The 17,251-nt window shown below is 56.3% G+C and carries 17 protein-coding genes and 1 pseudogene; 8 read left to right on the forward strand and 10 right to left on the reverse strand.

The window, feature by feature from the left end:
- Window position 1: 1 nt before the first annotated feature.
- Window positions 2-1,048: an ADP-heptose--LPS heptosyltransferase RfaF gene (gene rfaF, locus C3708_RS14810; protein WP_095280174.1), complete on the reverse strand. Its 1,047-nt coding sequence runs from the start codon at window positions 1,046-1,048 to the stop codon at window positions 2-4.
- Window positions 1,049-1,050: 2 nt separating this feature from the next.
- A complete protein-coding gene (gene rfaD, locus C3708_RS14815; RefSeq protein WP_103947720.1) occupies window positions 1,051-1,983 on the reverse strand; it encodes an ADP-glyceromanno-heptose 6-epimerase in 933 nt (310 codons plus the stop codon).
- Window positions 1,984-2,197: 214 nt separating this feature from the next.
- Here rfaD and kbl point away from each other — a divergent pair, with 214 nt between their 5' ends.
- The 3 genes from kbl (at window position 2,198) to C3708_RS14830 (ending at window position 5,372) form a co-directional block, all read left to right on the forward strand.
- Window positions 2,198-3,394, forward strand: coding sequence for a glycine C-acetyltransferase (kbl, locus tag C3708_RS14820; protein ID WP_103950289.1), 1,197 nt, complete (start codon window positions 2,198-2,200; stop codon window positions 3,392-3,394).
- Window positions 3,395-3,403: 9 nt separating this feature from the next.
- Window positions 3,404-4,429 (forward strand): L-threonine 3-dehydrogenase, encoded by a 1,026-nt coding sequence (gene tdh, locus C3708_RS14825; RefSeq protein WP_095280179.1) that lies wholly within the window; start codon window positions 3,404-3,406, stop codon window positions 4,427-4,429.
- Between the two features lie 142 nt (window positions 4,430-4,571).
- A complete protein-coding gene (locus C3708_RS14830) occupies window positions 4,572-5,372 on the forward strand; it encodes a glycosyltransferase family 2 protein (RefSeq protein ID WP_103947721.1) in 801 nt (266 codons plus the stop codon).
- A gap of 3 nt (window positions 5,373-5,375) precedes the next feature.
- Here C3708_RS14830 and C3708_RS14835 read toward each other — a convergent pair whose 3' ends face one another.
- Genes C3708_RS14835 through gpmM form a run of 3 tightly spaced genes read right to left on the reverse strand, consistent with a single transcriptional unit; the run spans window position 5,376 to window position 9,161 of the window.
- Window positions 5,376-6,320 (reverse strand): divergent polysaccharide deacetylase family protein, encoded by a 945-nt coding sequence (locus C3708_RS14835; RefSeq protein WP_095280182.1) that lies wholly within the window; start codon window positions 6,318-6,320, stop codon window positions 5,376-5,378.
- A 3-nt stretch (window positions 6,321-6,323) separates the two neighbouring features.
- The gene (gene envC, locus C3708_RS14840; RefSeq protein ID WP_233210420.1) at window positions 6,324-7,583 is read right to left on the reverse strand and encodes a murein hydrolase activator EnvC; all 1,260 of its coding nucleotides are present in this window, start codon (window positions 7,581-7,583) and stop codon (window positions 6,324-6,326) included.
- 33 nt (window positions 7,584-7,616) lie between these two features.
- A complete protein-coding gene (gpmM, locus tag C3708_RS14845; protein ID WP_103950290.1) occupies window positions 7,617-9,161 on the reverse strand; it encodes a 2,3-bisphosphoglycerate-independent phosphoglycerate mutase in 1,545 nt (514 codons plus the stop codon).
- A gap of 248 nt (window positions 9,162-9,409) precedes the next feature.
- Between gpmM and C3708_RS14850 the strand changes: the two genes are divergently transcribed.
- The 5 genes from C3708_RS14850 (at window position 9,410) to cysE (ending at window position 12,520) form a co-directional block, all read left to right on the forward strand.
- Window positions 9,410-9,841: a rhodanese-like domain-containing protein gene (locus C3708_RS14850; protein ID WP_095280187.1), complete on the forward strand. Its 432-nt coding sequence runs from the start codon at window positions 9,410-9,412 to the stop codon at window positions 9,839-9,841.
- A 13-nt stretch (window positions 9,842-9,854) separates the two neighbouring features.
- Window positions 9,855-10,103, forward strand: coding sequence for a glutaredoxin 3 (gene grxC / locus C3708_RS14855; protein ID WP_095280188.1), 249 nt, complete (start codon window positions 9,855-9,857; stop codon window positions 10,101-10,103).
- Between the two features lie 33 nt (window positions 10,104-10,136).
- Window positions 10,137-10,604, forward strand: coding sequence for a protein-export chaperone SecB (gene secB, locus C3708_RS14860; RefSeq protein WP_095280190.1), 468 nt, complete (start codon window positions 10,137-10,139; stop codon window positions 10,602-10,604).
- Complete coding sequence (gene gpsA, locus C3708_RS14865) at window positions 10,604-11,623, forward strand: NAD(P)H-dependent glycerol-3-phosphate dehydrogenase (RefSeq protein WP_103947725.1); 1,020 nt, start codon at window positions 10,604-10,606, stop codon at window positions 11,621-11,623. Before secB ends, gpsA begins: the two co-directional genes overlap by 1 nt.
- Before the next feature lie 75 nt (window positions 11,624-11,698).
- On the forward strand, window positions 11,699-12,520 hold the full coding sequence (gene cysE / locus C3708_RS14870) for a serine O-acetyltransferase (RefSeq protein WP_059180464.1): 822 nt from the start codon (window positions 11,699-11,701) through the stop codon (window positions 12,518-12,520).
- Between the two features lie 76 nt (window positions 12,521-12,596).
- On the opposite strand, the gene trmL is transcribed toward cysE, so the two are convergent.
- The 5 genes and pseudogenes from trmL to C3708_RS14895 form a co-directional block, all read right to left on the reverse strand.
- Window positions 12,597-13,070 carry a tRNA (uridine(34)/cytosine(34)/5-carboxymethylaminomethyluridine(34)-2'-O)-methyltransferase TrmL gene (trmL, locus tag C3708_RS14875; protein WP_103950291.1) on the reverse strand — a complete coding sequence of 158 codons (474 nt, stop codon included), beginning with the start codon at window positions 13,068-13,070 and terminating at the stop codon, window positions 12,597-12,599.
- 138 nt (window positions 13,071-13,208) lie between these two features.
- Window positions 13,209-14,396, reverse strand: a complete 1,188-nt coding sequence (lldD, locus tag C3708_RS14880; RefSeq protein WP_095280197.1) for an FMN-dependent L-lactate dehydrogenase LldD — start codon at window positions 14,394-14,396, stop codon at window positions 13,209-13,211.
- Window positions 14,393-15,166, reverse strand: a complete 774-nt coding sequence (gene lldR, locus C3708_RS14885) for a transcriptional regulator LldR (protein ID WP_095280199.1) — start codon at window positions 15,164-15,166, stop codon at window positions 14,393-14,395. The genes lldD and lldR overlap by 4 nt, the downstream gene beginning before the upstream one ends.
- Window positions 15,163-16,818, reverse strand: coding sequence for an L-lactate permease (gene lldP / locus C3708_RS14890; RefSeq protein ID WP_103947726.1), 1,656 nt, complete (start codon window positions 16,816-16,818; stop codon window positions 15,163-15,165). Before lldP ends, lldR begins: the two co-directional genes overlap by 4 nt.
- A 313-nt stretch (window positions 16,819-17,131) precedes the next feature.
- Window positions 17,132-17,251 (reverse strand): annotated as a pseudogene (locus tag C3708_RS14895) (IS481 family transposase); the annotation flags it as partial.

Below are 17,251 nucleotides of genomic sequence, written 5' to 3' on the forward strand. Positions count from 1 at the left end.
GTTATCCTTCATCGTTCAACAGCAGATCGTTGAGTTCATCGAGGACACGCTGCGGCGTAATGTCGATCAGACTCTGGTGATAACCTTCTGCCGCATCGCCTTTGCGCACTTTGTGATAGCCGGTGATCAAACGAATCACCCGCGCTTTATGTGACAGCGGCGGCGTGAAGTCCGGGCTGCTTGGGCCATAGAGCGCGACCAGCGGGCGGTTCAGCGCAGCGGCGACGTGCATCAGGCCGGAATCGTTAGTGACGACCGCTTTACAAGCCGCCAACAAAATAACCGCCTGTTCCAGCTGGGTTTCGCCCGCCAGATTGCGGCACCAGGCCTGCTGTTCGTTGCTCAGCGTGGCGAGAATTTCGTTGCCCGCTTCGTGGTCTTTCGCCGAACCGAACAGTACAACCTGATAGCCTTCGTCGATCAGCTGTTTTGCCAGCTCGGCGTAGTGATAGTGCGGCCAGCGCTTTGCCGGACCGAATTCTGCACCAGGGCAGAAGCCGATCATCGGGCGCTCTGCCGACAGGCCAAATGCATTACAGGTCTGCGATTTTTCGCCGTCATGCACCTGCAGCTGCGGCCACAGCAGCGGCTGCGGCAGATCTTTCGCCGAGAGCATCACGCCTTTGTCGTACGCCAGTGCCACGTAACGCTCGACCATTAACGGCCAGGCGGCTTTATCCAGCACGCGCGCATCGTTGAGCAGACCGTAGCGCATCTCGCCACGCCAACCGGTGCGGTGCGGCACGCCAGCAAAGAACGGCACTAAGGCAGATTTAAAGGAGTTCGGCAGGACATACGCGCGATCATAGCGTTTCTCGCGCAGGCTATGCCCGAGCTTGCGGCGTTCGCCAATTTCCAGCGCCCCGTGGCCAAGCGGCATTGGGATCGCTTCGTTGACTTCCGGCATGCGCGACAATAGCGGACGGCACCACGCGGGTGCCATCACGTCGATTATCGCCTGGGGATAGCGCGCCTTGAGCGTGCGATAGAGACTTTGCGACATCATCATGTCGCCCACCCAGGACGGGCCAATCACCAGAATTCTCATGATTATGAATCGCGGTTCAGCCAGGCCATATATTCCGTCACGCCTTCGGCAACGGTCTTGAACGGCTTGTCGTAGCCCGCAGCACGCAGGTTAGTCAGATCCGCCTGGGTGAACGCCTGGTAGCGACCTTTCAGTTTTTCCGGGAACGGAATGTATTCGAGGCTGCCTTTTTGATGGTAAGCCAGCGCCGCGTCGGCCACGGCCTGGAAAGATTCCGCGCGACCAGTGCCCAGATTGAAGATGCCGGAGACACCGTTTTCCCAGAACCACAGGTTCACTGCCGCCACGTCGCCCACGTAGACGAAATCGCGTTTGAAGCCATCGCTACCTTCAAACAATTTCGGGCTTTCGCCGTTGTTCAACTGGGTGTTCAGGTGGAATGCTACGCTCGCCATGCTGCCTTTGTGGCCTTCGCGCGGTCCGTAGACGTTGAAGTAGCGGAAGCCGACGATCTGGGAATTCGCTTCTGGCAGAACCTGACGTACGTATTCGTCGAACAGGAATTTGGAGTAACCGTACACGTTCAGCGGCTGCTCGTATTCGCGCGATTCAATAAAGTCAGAGGTACGGCCGCCGTAGGTTGCGGCAGAAGAGGCGTACAGGAACGGAATGTCACGCTCCAGGCAGTAGTGCAGAACCTCTTTAGAGTACTGATAGTTGTTATCCATCATGTACTTGCCGTCCCACTCGGTGGTGGAAGAGCAGGCGCCTTCGTGGAAGATAGCTTCGATCTCGCCGAACTCTTCACCTGCCATAATCTGGATAAGGAAGTCTTCTTTATCCATGTAGTCAGCAATGTTCAGATCGACCAGGTTCACAAACTTGGTGCCGTCTTTCAGGTTGTCGACAACCAGAATGTCGGTGATGCCTTTGTCATTCAGGGCTTTGATAATATTGCTGCCGATAAAGCCCGCGCCGCCGGTAACGATGATCATAACGGTAACCTTTGTAGTGTGGAGTTCGGGGCAATCCCGAACACTAATACTCATATCATATCATTAGTATGGCGACCCTTCAGCCATTCACCGATATGCAGCAGGGGTACACGTGATTTATGCTGCAAAAACGATAACTGATGATGCGTCATCTCGTATCGACGTATAGGTTTGGGTAATATGTGCCGAAATTTGCCGAGTCTGGAGAATTGCAATGCGTGGTGATTTTTACAAACAGTTAAACAACGACCTCGAGACCGCACGCGCGGAAGGGTTGTTCAAAGAAGAACGTATTATCACATCTGCACAGCAGGCGGACATCACCGTCGCTGACGGCAGCAAAGTGATTAACTTTTGCGCGAACAACTACTTAGGTCTTGCGAATCACCCTGAGCTGATTGCCGCTGCCAAAAACGGCATGGACACCCACGGTTTTGGTATGGCCTCCGTGCGTTTTATCTGCGGCACCCAGGACAGCCACAAACAGCTTGAGAGCAAGCTGGCGGCGTTCCTCGGGATGGAAGATGCGATTCTCTACTCTTCCTGCTTCGACGCCAACGGCGGCCTGTTCGAGACCTTGCTGGGCGCGGAAGACGCAATTATCTCTGACGCCCTCAACCATGCCTCGATCATCGACGGCGTGCGTCTGTGTAAAGCGAAGCGTTTCCGCTACGCCAACAACGACATGCAGGAGCTGGAAGCGCGCCTAAAAGAGGCGCGTGAAGCCGGTGCTCGCCACGTCTTAATCGCCACCGACGGCGTGTTCTCGATGGACGGCGTGATCGCCAACCTGAAGGGCGTGTGCGATCTGGCAGACAAATACGATGCGCTGGTGATGGTCGATGACTCTCACGCAGTCGGTTTTGTCGGTGAGAACGGTCGCGGTTCCCACGAATATTGCGACGTGATGGGCCGCGTGGACATCATCACCGGCACGCTGGGCAAAGCGCTCGGCGGCGCATCCGGCGGCTATACCGCGGCGCGCAAGGAAGTGGTCGAATGGCTGCGCCAGCGCTCCCGTCCGTATCTGTTCTCTAACTCTCTGGCCCCGGCGATTGTCTCTGCCTCCATTAAAGTGCTGGAGATGGTGGAGTCCGGCGCTGAGCTGCGCGATCGCCTGTGGTCCAACGCCCGTCTGTTTCGCGAACAAATGACTGCTGCAGGCTTTACGCTGGCCGGTGCCGATCACGCGATTATCCCGGTGATGCTGGGCGACGCGGTGGTGGCGCAAAACTTTGCCCGCGCGCTGCAAAAAGAGGGGATTTATGTCACCGGGTTCTTCTTCCCGGTGGTGCCAAAAGGTCAGGCGCGTATCCGCACCCAGATGTCTGCGGCGCATTCGCCTGAACAAATTGAGCGTGCGGTGGCAGCCTTTACCCGCATCGGCAAACAACTGGGCGTGATTGCCTGAGGACGTGTGATGAAAGCGTTATCCAAACTGAAAGCGGAAGAAGGGATTTGGATGACCGACGTGCCGGAGCCGGAAGTCGGTCATAACGATCTGCTGATCAAAATCCGTAAAACCGCGATTTGCGGCACGGACGTTCACATCTACAACTGGGATCAGTGGTCGCAAAAAACCATTCCGGTTCCGATGGTTGTGGGACACGAATACGTCGGCGAAGTGGTCGGTATCGGCCAGGAAGTGAAAGGCTTTAAAATCGGCGATCGCGTCTCCGGTGAAGGGCATATCACCTGCGGTCACTGCCGTAACTGTCGCGGTGGTCGCACGCATCTGTGTCGCAACACCGTGGGCGTGGGCGTAAACCGTCCGGGCTGTTTCGCCGAGTATCTGGTGATCCCGGCGTTCAACGCGTTCAAAATCCCGGATAATATCTCCGACGATCTGGCGTCTATCTTCGACCCGTTTGGCAACGCGGTTCATACGGCGTTGTCGTTCGACCTGGTTGGCGAAGACGTGCTGGTATCCGGCGCGGGCCCAATTGGCATCATGGCGGCAGCGGTGGCGAAACACGTCGGTGCGCGTAACGTGGTAATTACCGATGTGAACGAATACCGTTTGTCTCTGGCGCGCAAAATGGGCGTGACCCGGGCGGTGGACGTCTCGAAAGAGAACCTGAGCGACGTGATGACCGAACTCGGCATGACCGAAGGCTTCGATGTGGGCCTGGAGATGTCCGGCGCGCCGCCAGCGTTTCGTACCATGCTCGACACCATGAACCACGGTGGCCGTATCGCCATGCTGGGTATTCCGCCGTCTGATATGTCCATCGACTGGAACAAAGTCATCTTTAAGGGCTTGTTCATCAAAGGCATTTATGGCCGTGAGATGTTTGAAACCTGGTACAAAATGGCAGCGCTGATCCAGTCTGGTCTGGACCTGACGCCGATCATCACTCACCACTTCGGTATTGATGATTTCCAGAAAGGCTTCGACGCCATGCGCTCGGGCCAGTCCGGAAAAGTGATTCTGAGCTGGGATTAATTTTGAAAGCGCCTGCGGGCGCTTTTTTTTCGACCCTTTCACACTTCTCGCATACGCAATCGGATTATTTCGATTTTTACTTCGCTTTTTTACCCACACGCTTATAAAGTTTGTTTAAGTTTCGTTTACTTTTACAGCGCCTATGTTCAAGCTTACCGTTTGTTTATTGACCTGTAACTCAGCGCGTCTGCTGCGTGAAGTCCTGCCACCGCTGCTCACCGTAGCGGATGAATTTGTCGTGGTGGATTCCGGGAGTACGGATGCCACACTGGATATCTGTCGTGAATACGGGCTTTCCACTCACTATCACCCCTATGCGATGCACGGCGCGCAGATGAATCATGCGATTGATTTAGCCAGCAACGATTGGGTGCTGTGCATGGACAGCGATGAGATCCTCGATGGCGAACTGGTCGATTTTATTCTGGCGCTCAAAGCGGGCGACGAACCTGCCGTAAACCAGGCCTGGCGCATCCCGCGCTACTGGCATGTTTTGGGGGAAGAAGTCCGGACAATTTATCCCGTCTCATCGCCGGATTTTCCGGTGCGTCTGTTTAATCGCGCTCAAGCCCGTTTCAATCACCGCCCGGTGGATGACAAAGTGGAAGGCACACTTCAGGCAATCAAAATGCCAGGACGAGTTCGCCACGACACCTTTTATAATCTTCATGAAGTCTTTAATAAGCTGAACAGTTACACCTCGCGACTGGTTAAATACCAGAACGTGCGGCCTTCTATTGGTCGTGGCGTGGTTAGCGGTATCGGTGCGTTCTTCAAATGGTATCTGTTCAGCGGTGCCTGGCGGCAGGGGAAAGTGGGGATCGTGACGGGCCTGTACGCGGCTTCGTATAGCTTCCTGAAGTATTTCAAAGCCTGGTATCAGCATCAGGATGAAAAAGAGTCCGTGGCGAAAAAGCCAGCGGACTCTCATCTCACAGAATAACCCTTACGCTTTCTTACCCCAGCCTTGCCACTGGTGCTGGAAGTAAGTCACCAGCGAACTTTGGCTGACGCTCTCACCAATCACCGTGAAGAATCGGGTGGCGTAGACCGGTTCAGGCGGCTGTTTCGGTTTGCAAATCTTCACGCCGCGGAACGGGTTTTTCGGCTCTGTGCGCGGGTTGTTACCTGGTGGCGTGGAGTTATCAGGCCGTGAGGTATCCACCTGCGGTTCGTTGAGCAGATCGCTCGGGCGCACCAGTGTGATGTCCGAAGGGAGTGTCGGCAGCATTTGCTGCAACACGCGCACCGTCGATGGATGCGGATGCCCAATGGCGATCGCCGAGCCGGTGCGCTGAGCAAGTTTCACGGCGCGATTGAACTGGAAACGAATATCAGCTTCATTCTGCGTGTCATCGAGGAACACTTTGCGCTTAATCACCTTCACGCCCGTACCCTGGGCGGCGCGCATCGACTGGCTATTACCGATGGTCATGCTGTCGAGAAAATAGAGATTGTAGCGCTCCAGCGCCTGCATCACTTTCTGCATCCCGAACAGGCTGGAGGTCATCGCGCTGCCCATATGGTTGTTCAACCCAACCGCAAACGGCACTTTGCCATAGGCGTCACGGATAATGCGCTCGATCTCGTCGCTGCTCATGTCCGGGCGCAGGGTGTCTTTTTCCAGCGGCTGTTTGCTGAGCGGTGCCATCGGCAGGTGGATGAGGACCTCATGCCCGCTGTTGTGGGCTTTAGTCGCCATTTCACGGGCGTGGGGTGCATTGGGTAAAACGGCAACGGAAATGGCCGACGGCATCGCCAGCACCTGATTCTCATTGTGCGGACGGTAGCCAAAATCGTCAATGACGATGGCTAATTTGCCTGCGTAAACCGGTGAAGCCAGCGCCAGTGCACTGACGACGGAGAGAACAATACGACGAAATTGAAGCAAAACTTATCTTCCCAACCACGGCTGTGGATTGACCGCCTGACCCTGGCGACGAATTTCGAAATAGAGTGACGGGCGGCCCTGACCGCCACTACTGCCCACAAGGGCGATAGGTTGTCCTGCGCGGACCTGTGTACCGACGCTGACCAGCGCGCTTTGGTTGTAGCCGTAAAGACTCATGTCGCCTTTCCCATGCTCAACCACTACCACCAGTCCGTAACCCTGTAGCCAGTCGGCGAGGATCACGCGGCCATCGGCGATGGCTTTGACTTCGCTGCCTTCCGATGCGCCAATGACGATACCCTTCCAACGTAGCTCACCCTGCAGTTGTTCGCCATAGCGATGCAGAATAGAACCGCGAACCGGCCAGAAAGCTTGTCCGCGTGGTGCACCCAGTCCGCCGGTACGTGAAATGAGCGAACGCTCGCTTTCCGTCGGTTTGTAGGTTGAGCCTTTGCGAGACGCTTCCTGCTGGCGATCTTTCACGGCCTGCGCGTCGCGCGCCTCTTTTTCGGCGCGCGCTTTGGCAGCCGCTTCAGCGCGGGCAATGCTGTTGCGCAGTTTGGATTCGTTGGCGCGCATTTCACCCAGCTGCGTCTGGCCTTCCTGAATCGAAGACTCCAGCCCGGAAAGGGTTTTCTTACGCTCGTTCCGCGCCTGTTCCAGCTTCGCCTGCTGCGCCTGCTGATCGTAAAGCAGAGTTTGCTGCTGGCTCTGTTTCTCTTCCAGCTCGGCTTTTTGCGAGGTGACCTCTTCGCGCGTCTGTTTGAGCTGCGCGATAGTTTCCTGACGCGCCTGGTTCAGATAGCCAAAATAAGCCTGCAGGCGCTGGCCGCGCTGGCTCTCTTCTCCGCTGAGGATCAGCTGAATGCCGGTGTGTTCGCCCTGGCGAAACGCGGCGTCGAGCTGTGCCGCAAGATTACGCTCCTGGGCATCTCGCTGCTTTTCCAGTTTGGCAATCGACGCATTCATCTCGTCGATTTGCTTATTCAGCACAGAAAGGGTGTTCTGGGTTTCGCGCAGTTTACGCGCAGCGGCGGAGATGGCTTCTTCCTGCTGCTTTAATTGTGCGAGCAGAGAGGAGCGTTGTTGTTGCTGTTGGCGTACCGCGCGCTCTTTGGCGGCGATATCGGCCTGAATCGATTTGAGCTGATCGCGATCGTCAGCGTGGGCGGATGCGGCGCACAGCAATACGCCAGCGCTGAGTGCGCTGGCGTAAAGCAGAGGCCTGACTGATAACCGTAACGGTTTCACGACCCATGTGATTGAAAAAATCGCCTTTCCCCTCATGGGGAGGGATTATTCCACGATGAACAGCGGCTTGCCAGTCATCTCTTGCGGGATTTCCATGCCCATCAGCGTCAACATGGTCGGCGCGATGTCGGAAAGCTTACCGCCCTCTACTGGTTTCAGAGATTTCTCACCCACGTAGATCAGCGGAACTGGCAGGTTGGTGTGTGCTGTATGAGCCTGACCGGTAGACGGATCGCGCATCTGCTCTGCGTTGCCGTGGTCAGCCGTAATCAGCAGCTGGCCGCCGACGGATTCCACCGCTTTAGCGACTTCGTCAACGCAGTTATCCAGAGCTTCAATCGCTTTCACTGCGGCTTCCATCACGCCGGTATGACCAACCATGTCGCCGTTCGGGTAGTTACAGATGATGGTGTCGTATTTACCGCTCTTGATCGCCGCGACCAGTTTCTCGGTCAGCTCAGCGGAGCTCATTTCCGGCTGCAGATCGTAGGTCGCCACTTTCGGGGAGTTGATCAGAATGCGATCTTCGCCTTTGAACGGCTCTTCTATACCACCGTTGAAGAAGAAGGTCACGTGCGCATACTTCTCGGTTTCGGAGATACGCAGCTGGGTTTTATCGTTCTTCGCCATCCACTCGCCGAAGGTGTTGGCGAGCGATGCGGGTGGGTACGCGCAAGGCACTTTGATGTCTGCGGCGTATTCGGTCAGCATGATGAAGTCGAGGTTCACGACTTTCTTACGAGCAAAACCGTCGAAATCGTTGTTCACGAAAGCGCGGGTGATTTCACGTGCGCGGTCAGCGCGGAAGTTCATGAAGATCAACGCATCGCCGTCTTCCATTGTCGCATCGGCCTGGCCTTCAGCACGGATAACGGTCGCTTTCACGAATTCGTCGTTTTCATCGCGCGCGTAAGCGGCTTCCAGCCCTGCAACTGCGGTATCAAACTGGAATTCGCCTTTCGCCTGAGTCATCAGGTCGTAAGCTTGCTCAACGCGATCCCAACGGTTGTCGCGGTCCATGGCGAAGTAGCGACCAATGATGGACGCCACGCGGCCTTTGCCCAGTTCAGCAAATTTATCTTCGAACGTTTGCAGGGAGGATTTCGCGCTGCGCGGCGGGGTGTCGCGACCGTCGAGGAAAGCGTGCAGATAGATTTTCTCTGCGCCGCGCTCGGCTGCCATCTCAACCATTGCCAGGATGTGATCTTCGTGGCTGTGAACGCCACCGGCAGAGAGCAGACCCATGATGTGAACGGCTTTACCGGCTTTCACCGCTTTATCCACCGCGCCAGTCAGCGTTGGGTTGCTGAAGAAAGTCCGTTCTTTAATTTCAACGTCCAGACGGGTCAGGTCCTGATAAACAATACGACCCGCGCCCAGGTTGACGTGTCCAACTTCGGAGTTGCCCATCTGACGGTCTGGCAGGCCAACTTCCAGGCCAGAAGCGTCAATCAGGGTATGCGGGCGTTTGGCCCACAGTGCATCCATGACCGGGGTTTTAGCGTTGAAAATGGCGTTATCCTGGCTGTCTTCGCGATAGCCATAACCATCCAGAATCACCAGTACCATAGGTTTTTTAGAGACCGACATTGCGACATCCTCATGCTCAAGAGACAAAAAATTTGCCTGATTTTACTACAGCTGAATCGATAAAGTAGCCACAGAAGATCAAAGAAAGCGCTGGCACAGACAGCGGCTATCCTCATTTTGACGCTTTTTTTTCGTGGCATGCCGCAGAAAATGGATTAGCTTATTCTCGCTGGCTGTATTTGCCACAACGCACAGGTATACTCCTGTCCTGGTTTTTTTAATCACTACGTCGGGAGTTGTTACCCCCCATGCAAGAAATTATGCAATTTGTTAGCCGCCACCCAGTACTGAGTATCGCGTGGATTGGTTTACTGGCCGCTGTGCTGTTCACTACGTTTAAAGGTCTTACGTCTAAAGTTAAGGTCATTACCCGTGGCGAAGCAACGCGCCTCATCAACAAAGAAGACGCGGTCGTTGTGGATCTGCGCCAACGTGATGATTTCCGTAAAGGTCACATTGCCGGTTCTATTAACCTGCTACCGACAGAAATCAAAGCTAACAATCTTGGCGAGCTGGAAAAGCATAAAGACAAACCGATTATCGTCGTTGACGGTACCGGGATGCAGGCTCAGGACCCAGCAAGCGCACTCACCAAAGCCGGCTTTGATAAAGTCTTCGTGCTGAAAGACGGCGTGTCTGGCTGGAGCGGTGAAAACTTGCCTTTAGTTCGCGGTAAATAAGAGGAACGACGTGATGGCCAATATTGAAATCTACACCAAAGCGACCTGCCCGTTTTGCCATCGTGCAAAAGCGCTGCTGAACAGCAAAGGGGTAACTTTCCAGGAACTGCCCATTGATGGTGATGCGGCAAAACGTGAAGAGATGATCAAACGTAGTGGCCGCACGACGGTTCCGCAGATTTTTATTGATGCGCAGCACATTGGCGGCTGTGATGACTTGTATGCGCTGGATGCAAGCGGCGGGCTCGATCCCCTGCTGTGATAGCGTTTTAGGACAATTAAAAAGGGTATTTCCATGTCAGAACAAAACAACAACGAAATGAGTTTCCAGATCCAGCGCATCTACACCAAAGATGTCTCTTTCGAAGCGCCAAATGCGCCGCACGTTTTCCAGAAAGATTGGCAGCCAGAGGTTAAACTTGATCTTGATACTGCATCTACCCAACTGGCAGATGACGTGTATGAAGTTGTGCTGCGTGTGACCGTTACCGCTGCGCTGGGCGAAGAAACTGCATTCCTGTGCGAAGTACAGCAGGGCGGTATCTTCTCCGTTGGCGGTATCGAAGGCAACCAGCTGGCGCATTGCCTGGGTGCATACTGCCCGAACATCCTGTTCCCGTATGCTCGCGAATGCATCACCAGCCTGGTCTCTCGCGGTACATTCCCGCAGCTGAACCTTGCGCCAGTGAACTTCGATGCGTTGTTCATGAACTATCTGCAGCAGCAAGCTGGCGAAGGTACTGACCAACATCAGGATGCCTGATGAGTACAGTTAATGCGTCAATGACTGTGATCGGTGCCGGCTCGTACGGCACCGCTCTTGCCATCACTCTGGCGAGAAATGGTCACGAAGTGGTCCTTTGGGGCCACGATCCCAAACATATCGCGACGTTGCAACACGACCGCTGCAACGTCGCGTTTCTTCCTGACGTGCCTTTCCCTGATTCGCTGCATCTCGAAAGCGATCTCTCAGTCGCGCTTGCCGCCAGCCGCAACATTCTCGTTGTTGTACCCAGCCACGTGTTTGGCCAGGTGCTGCACCAGATCAAAGCGCTGATGCGCTCCGATGCACGTATTGTGTGGGCCACGAAAGGTCTGGAAGCTGAAACGGGCCGTCTGTTGCAGGATGTCGCTCGCGAAATCCTCGGGCCGGACATTCCGCTCGCGGTGATCTCCGGGCCGACGTTCGCCAAAGAGCTGGCCGCAGGCCTGCCGACGGCGATCTCCCTGGCATCCACCGATCAAACTTTCTCCGACGATCTACAGCATTTACTGCATTGCGGTAAGAGCTTCCGCGTTTACAGCAACCCTGATTTTATCGGTGTGCAGCTGGGCGGTGCGGTGAAAAACGTTATCGCCATTGGCGCAGGAATGTCCGACGGTATCGGCTTTGGCGCGAACGCGCGTACGGCGCTGATCACTCGTGGGTTGACCGAGATGTCTCGTTTGGGAACCGCGCTGGGTGCCGATCCTGCCACCTTTATGGGGATGGCCGGTTTAGGCGATTTAGTGCTGACTTGCACCGATAACCAGTCGCGTAATCGCCGTTTCGGCATGATGCTTGGACAGGGCATGGATGTGATCGGCGCGCAGGAAAAAATCGGCCAGGTGGTTGAAGGCTACCGCAATACCAAAGAAGTTCGGGAATTGGCGCACCGTTTTGGTGTCGAAATGCCAATAACCGAGGAAATTTATCAGGTATTGTATTGCGGAAAAAATGCGCGCGAGGCAGCATTAACGCTGTTAGGTCGCTCACGCAAGGACGAGCGCAGCAGTAACTAATCGCAGGGACCCGTTGTCGCCCAACGACACGGCCAGCAGAGACTGGCCGGTCGTCTATTACGTCTGGAGTATGCAATGCCGTGTGAAGAACTGGATATCGTCTGGAACAATATTAAAGCCGAAGCCCGGGCTCTGGCCGACTGCGAGCCGATGCTGGCCAGTTTTTACCACGCGACGCTACTCAAGCATGAAAACCTCGGCAGCGCCCTGAGCTATATGCTCGCCAACAAACTGGCTTCCTCCATCATGCCCGCTATTGCCATTCGCGAAGTGGTGGAAGAGGCGTATGCCGCTGATCCTGAAATGATTGCCTCCGCTGCCTGTGATATTCAGGCGGTGCGTACACGTGACCCGGCAGTCGATAAATATTCTACGCCGCTGCTGTATCTGAAAGGCTTCCACGCCCTGCAGGCTTACCGCATCGGCCACTGGCTGTGGAACGAGGGCCGCCGTGCGCTGGCTATCTTCCTGCAAAATCAAGTTTCCGTGACCTTCCAGGTCGATATCCATCCGGCGGCGAAAATTGGCCGGGGCATTATGCTCGACCACGCCACGGGCATTGTGGTTGGGGAGACGGCGGTCATTGAAGATGACGTCTCTATCCTGCAATCCGTGACCCTGGGCGGTACCGGTAAAACCAGCGGCGATCGCCACCCGAAAATCCGTGAAGGGGTGATGATTGGCGCGGGGGCGAAAATTCTCGGCAATATCGAAGTGGGGCGTGGCGCGAAGATTGGCGCCGGTTCCGTCGTGTTGCAGCCCGTTCCGCCGCATACCACCGCCGCTGGCGTACCCGCCCGCATCGTCGGCAAGCCAGAGAGCGATAAACCGGCGATGGATATGGATCAGCACTTCAACGGTATTCACCACACCTTTGAGTATGGCGACGGGATTTAAAACACCGCCCGGTGGCGCTGCGCTTACCGGGCCTACAAACCCGTAGGTCGGGTAAGCGAAGCGCCACCCGACAATATCAGCTCCGCAATACCGCGCCGGCATATCCCAGCTGGCGCCAGGCTTCATACACCACCACCGACACCGCATTCGACAGGTTCATGCTGCGGCTGTCCGGCATCATCGGAATACGGATTTTTTGCTCAGCTGGCAGGGCGTCAAGAATGGTGGCAGGCAGGCCGCGCGTCTCCGGGCCAAACATCAGATAGTCCCCTTCCTGATAGCTCACCGCGCTGTGCGCCGGCGTGCCTTTGGTCGTCAGGGCAAACATCCGCTGCGGCTTTTCCGCATCCATAAACGCGGCATAATCGTGATGGCGCACCACGGCGGTGAACTCGTGGTAATCCAGCCCGGCGCGGCGCAGGCGTTTGTCATCCCACGCAAAACCCATTGGCTCGATGATGTGCAGACGAAAACCGGTGTTAGCGCACAGGCGGATGATATTCCCGGTATTCGGCGGGATTTCTGGTTCGAATAATACGATGTTAAGCATGCAGCCCCCTTAAAATGCGGGGGCAGAATAGCAGATATTTCCCCTCACCCTAACCCTCTCCCACAGGGAGAGGGGACTTTCTTTTCTCCCTCTCCCTGTGGGAGAGGGCCGGGGTGAGGGCAACAGACAGCACTTAACCTAAGCCGCGTCCCCTTGCGCCAGCGGAGCCAGCGCCGCAGGAAGTTTACTCAGCTCCTGAACCAGCGAATCCTTACTGATCTCTCCGATAGTTTTCGCCCCGGTCAGCGTCATCGCTACTTTCATCTCTTTCTCAATCAGGTTCAGGAGATTTGCCACGCCTGCCTGGCCGTGCGTCGCCAGAGCGTACAGATATGCACGGCCCAGCAGCACGCTGTCAGCGCCAAGGGCAATCATGCGTACCACGTCCAGCCCGTTGCGGATGCCGCTGTCGGCCAGAATCGCGATATCGCCTTTCACCGCATCGGCAATGGCGGGCAGCGCACGAGCAGAGGAGAGCACGCCGTCGAGCTGGCGACCGCCGTGGTTCGACACTACAATCCCGTCTGCACCAAAGCGCACCGCGTCGCGGGCGTCTTCAGGATCGAGAATGCCTTTGATCACCATCGGGCCGTCCCAGAATTCGCGGATCCACTCCAGATCTTTCCACGAGATCGACGGGTCGAAGTTATTCGCCAGCCAGCCGATGTAATCCTCCAGCCCGGTTGGTTTGCCTAGATAGGCCGAAATATTGCCCAAATCGTGCGGGCGACCGTTCACGCCGACATCCCACGCCCACTGGGGATGCGTCACCGCCTGCCAGTAGCGGCGCAGGGCCGCGTTCGCGCCGCTCATGCCCGAGTGCGCATCGCGATAGCGAGCGCCTGGCGTGGGCATATCGACCGTAAACACCAGCGTTGAACAGCCCGCCGCTTTGGCGCGTTCCAGCGCGTTACGCATAAAGCCGCGATCGCGCAGGACGTACAGCTGGAACCACATCGGGCGCTTGATGGTCGGGGCCACTTCTTCGATAGGGCAGACGGAAACGGTCGAGAGGGTAAACGGAATGCCTTTGGCATCGGCTGCCGCGGCGGCCTGCACCTCACCACGACGGGCGTACATACCGCACAGACCTACCGGCGCCAGAGCCACGGGCATTGAGAGTGTTTCGTTGAACAGCTTTGTTTCAAGGCTCAGATCGGACATATTCTTCAGCACGCGCTGGCGTAGTGCCACTTCGGACAAATCTTCCACGTTGCGACGCAAGGTGTATTCGGAATACGCCCCGCCGTCGATATAGTGAAACAAGAAGGGTGGCAGGATGCGCTGCGCCGCTGCGCGATAGTCACTGGCTGCAGAAATAATCATGCTTTGTTCTCCCTGGAATTATCATGATCGCCTGGCAGGCGGGTTATGCGCGCCTGCCGGGCCTGATCTTCATCGAATCGTTTAATGGTGGTGTGGACGAAGCCGAGGTGCGCCATCATCGCTTTACGTGCGGCTTCGGCATCACCTTGCAGAATGGCGTCGAGTACGGCCTGATGCTGCTCTGTGAGCTGGGCAAAGACCGGCGGGACGAGATACATACGCTGGCGGCTCTGTTTGACAGACGATTGCAGCAGATCGAAAAATCCGCGCATGGTTTGCAGGAGCACCACGTTATGCGAGGCCTCGGCAATGGCGAGGTGGAAACGCACGTCGGCCTGCGAGGCGATATCCGGGTTATCGCTCTGCGTCGCCTCAAAGCAGGCCTGGAGCTTCTCTTTGTCGGCGTCCGTAGCGCGCATCGCCGCGTGCCAGGCGGTACTGGCTTCGATGGCGTGGCGCGCTTCGAGGATGTCGAAACTGTAGTCCGGGTCGTTCTCCATCAGCGTTTTGAGAGGCTGAACGATGTTTTGCTCGGACCAGTCATCGTGCTGCCAGCGGACGAACGTCCCGCCGCCGCGACGGCTCAGCAACACGCCTTCGCTGACCAGTGTCGCCAGCGCTTCGCGTAAAGAATTGCGCGACACACCAAGCTGCGCCGCCAGTTGCCGTTCTGCGGGCAATTTCATGCCCGCTTCCAGCTGTTGTTCTTCAATCAGCGCCCGCACGCGAGAGGCAATCTCGTCGGACAGGCGTCTGGGCATCACTATCATGGAATCATCCAGGTTAAGACATAGGCCTGAAGCGTGGTAATCACGCCCACCATGCAGGTGAAAATCAGGCTGTGTTTGACGGTAAAGCGGAACAGGTCTGACTCTTTCCCCACCAGTCCCACCGCCGCACAGGCAATGGCGATAGATTGCGGGGAGATCATCTTCCCGGTCACGCCGCCGGTGGTGTTCGCGGCTACCAGCAGCACATCCGATACGCCAATCTGCTGGGCGGCGGTCGCCTGTAGCGCGGCAAAGAGGGCGTTAGACGAGGTATCGGAACCCGTCAGGAACACGCCCAGCCAGCCGAGGAACGGCGAGAAGAACGTAAACGCGTGTCCGGTATGGGCCAGAGCTAACGCCAGCGTCGAGGACAGGCCGGAATAGTTCGAGATAAACGCGAACGCCAGCACCATCCCGATGGAGTAAATCGGCAGAGCCAGCTCTTTCAGCGTGCTGGCAAAGGTCTGGATGGCGGCGGCAGGTTTCATGCGCAGCCACACCACAGAAAGAATAGCCGCAAACAGGATCGCCGTGCCGGTCGCGGAGAACCAGTCGAACTTATAGACCGCCGCATAAGGCGTCGCTTCATGAACGACCGGCGGCATACGCGCTACCATCTTGTCGAGGAACGGTACGGAGATATTAATCACCATGTCATAAAGCGCACCGCCAGGAGCGAACAAGGCTTTGAACGGTGGGACGCTCCAGAGCGTGACCGTGGCGGTCAGGAACAGGAACGGCGACCACGCGCGAACAATCTGACCGACGCTGTAATTTGTGCGCGCCAGCGTTTGATCGACCTGCGACGCGCCCATATCGCCGAAGCGGAAAGTACGCACCGGCTGCCAGCGTTTCAGGAATAGGGTCAGACAGACCAGCGACACCAGCGACGAGATGATGTCCGGAAGTTCAGGGCCGATAAAGTTGGAACTGAGATATTGGGCGATAGCAAAAGAGCCGCCCGCAACGACCACCGCAGGCCAGGTCTCTTTCACGCCGCGCCAGCCGTCCATAATCGCCATAATCCAGAACAGCACGATAATGGTCAGGAACGGCAGCTGACGGCCTACCATCTGGCCAATCTCAAAGCTGTCTAAACCTGTCACCTGCCCGGCAACAAGAATCGGAATCCCCATCGCACCAAACGCCACCGGGGCGGTGTTAACGATCAGGCACAGGCCCGCGGCATACAGCGGGTTAAAGCCGAGCCCGACTAGCAGCGCAGCGGTGATCGCCACCGGCGCACCAAAACCAGCAGCCCCTTCGAGGAACGCCCCAAAGCAGAAACCGACAATCAGCATTTGCAGACGCTGATCGGGCGTAATGGACAGAATCGACGAACGGATGATGTCAAACTGCCCGGTTTTCACCGAGATTTTATAGACGAAGACCGCCGCGATAATGATCCACGCAATCGGCCACAGGCCGTAGAAGAAGCCGTAAACCACCGAGGCCAGCGCGTGATCGACCGGCATTTTGTAGAAGAACAGTGCCACCATCAGCGCAATCGCGACGGTGTATGTCGCGGCGAGGTAGCCCTTCAGCTTGAGTTTAATCAGCGCGAAGAAGAAGAACAGGATCGGCAGCGATGCGATCAAGCTCGACAGCCAGATGTTTCCGGCCGGATCGTAGTTTTGTTGCCAGAGGCTCATTGCAGGTCTCCTGAGGACCGCACAGTCCGCTTCGCGGTGAGTCTGCGCTCATCTCGGCGTCACAGTCTGTGTAAAAGTGGTCCTGCCAATATTGTGATGTAGGGGTAATGACAACAAATGGTTAATCAAATGTTATGGATGGGCAATGATTTTGTGATTGGAATTGATGGAAGTGTGAACCAGGGGAAGATTGGTTAGAGGATTGGTTGGGCCAATTTTAAGGCGTGCGGTTTGGTGCCCTCACCCCAGCCCTCTCCCACTGTACGGTCCGGGGACATGGTAGACAGGTGTTCGGGGACATGGTGAACACTATTTAACATCCTTTACCCATGGTGATCGACTTTTTCTTCAGGTCGATCACCCCCACTTTCGTGCTGTACCACCACACCTCATAACAGCCATCTTCAGCCCCTTCCTTCAGTCCCACATATTC

This window comes from Lelliottia sp. 7254-16 (assembly GCF_002922995.1).
Taxonomy (GTDB): Bacteria; Pseudomonadota; Gammaproteobacteria; order Enterobacterales; family Enterobacteriaceae; genus Enterobacter; species Enterobacter jeotgali.